3 protein-coding genes are annotated in these 1535 nt (G+C 71.3%); all 3 read right to left on the bottom strand.

The window, feature by feature from the left end:
- Positions 1-374, bottom strand: a 374-nt coding sequence (locus FUT87_RS22545) for a cysteine peptidase family C39 domain-containing protein (protein WP_255511969.1), incomplete at its 3' end; no start/stop codon positions are given.
- A gap of 7 nt (positions 375-381) precedes the next feature.
- Complete coding sequence (locus FUT87_RS22550; protein ID WP_186830706.1) at positions 382-819, bottom strand: PA2779 family protein; 438 nt, start codon at positions 817-819, stop codon at positions 382-384.
- Between the two features lie 145 nt (positions 820-964).
- Positions 965-1535: hypothetical protein (locus tag FUT87_RS29195; protein ID WP_186830707.1), on the bottom strand; the 571-nt coding region annotated here is incomplete at its 5' end.

Genomic DNA, 1535 nt, shown 5'->3' on the forward strand with positions numbered 1-1535 from the left:
AGCAGCGCGTCCAGCCGCGGCGGCAGCACGTAGGCGGGCAGGCCCTGGCGGCGCGTGGCCACCAGCATCTCGGTCTGCAGCGAGCCCTTGCGGCCCGGCAGGAAGACCTGCGGCTTGAGCTGCTCGACGGTCGCGGTCTTGCCGGCGGTGCGCAGCAGCATCGCGAGCGCGGCCGGGCCGCATTCATAGTCGTCCTGCGCGATGAAGGGCGTCTTCGCGGACAGGTCCACGCGCGCCGGCAGGTCCGCGGGCCACTGCGCTTCCAGCGCCTTCAGCTGCGGCGGCGTGCTCGCGCAGCCCCCCAGCAGCAGGGCCAGCGCCAGCGCGGGAGCGGCCAGCGGGAGCAGGGACCGGGACGACCGGACGACGCGCATGCGGACCTCAGCGGATCGAGCGGGTGAACGGGAAGACCTTGGTGAAGCCCAGGATGTCGGTCACCAGCAGGATCACGAAGACCGCGAAGATCACGCCCAGCACGTCGCCGCCGGCCGGGGCCTGCGCGATGCGGCCGTCCAGCGCGCGGATCTCGTCATCGGACATCGCGTCCACGCGCGACTGGGCGTCGGCCGGATTCACGCCTTCCTTGACCATCGCCTGGCGCACGTCCTCGCGGGCGAAGAAGGCATTGACGCGCACGCGGCTGTCGGCGGCGGTGCCGGCGGGCGCGTCCTGCTGCACCAGGGCGTCGGTGGGCACGACCTGGGCGCTGGCGTGCATCGGCAGCGCCATCAGGGAGCAGGAGACGATCAGCGTCGAGGCGATCGCGCGCTTGGCCAGCGAGGGGCGGACGGCGTCTTGGCGGGAGGCTTGTGGGTTCATGAGCGGACCTGAAATTGAAGGATCGATGAAATCCTAGGTCCGCCTTCGGCGCTGTTACAAGTTCGATTACCGAGCGTCACATCAGATGCAATTCGACTGTCCGACGGGACTTGAAGAACGTGTTAAGCCCGCGGCGATCGCGGGGTCACGGCTCGCAGCGCGGGGCGCTGGCGCTGCGCAGGATCCAGCGCTCGCCCTTGCGGGACAGCAGGGCGGTGGCGCTCAGCGTGCCCAGGCCGCAGGTCGAGGGGTCGACCTCGGCGAACTGCGCCAGTTCGATGGTGTCGGCGTCGCGCCAGCGCAGGAAGCGGAAGCTGACGGCCGTCTGGTCCGGCGTGGGCTGGAAGCGGTAGCGCTCGACCAGGCGACCTTCCTCGCGGCGCCAGATGACGACGCCGTTGAATTCGGTGCCCGGGGACGCATGGGTGACCACCAGGTGGCGCCCGTCCGGCGACGGATGGACGTTGCCGTGCATCGCGTAGCGGGTGCCGTCGGCGCGGGAGATCCAGAGCAGTTCGCTGCCGGCGGCCAGCGTCGCGCGCACGACGTAGAACTCGCGGTCCGGCGAGAGGCCGTCCAGGCGGAAGTCGACCTCGGGCGAGGCCGGGTCGGACGGATCGGCACGCCGGCTGTCCAGGACGACCGGCCGTCCCTTGGCGATGGGCAGCCACAGGCGCTGGTCCTCGAGCGGCACGCCGGCGCCGACGCGGTCAAGG

Source organism: Mitsuaria sp. TWR114 (assembly GCF_007997345.1).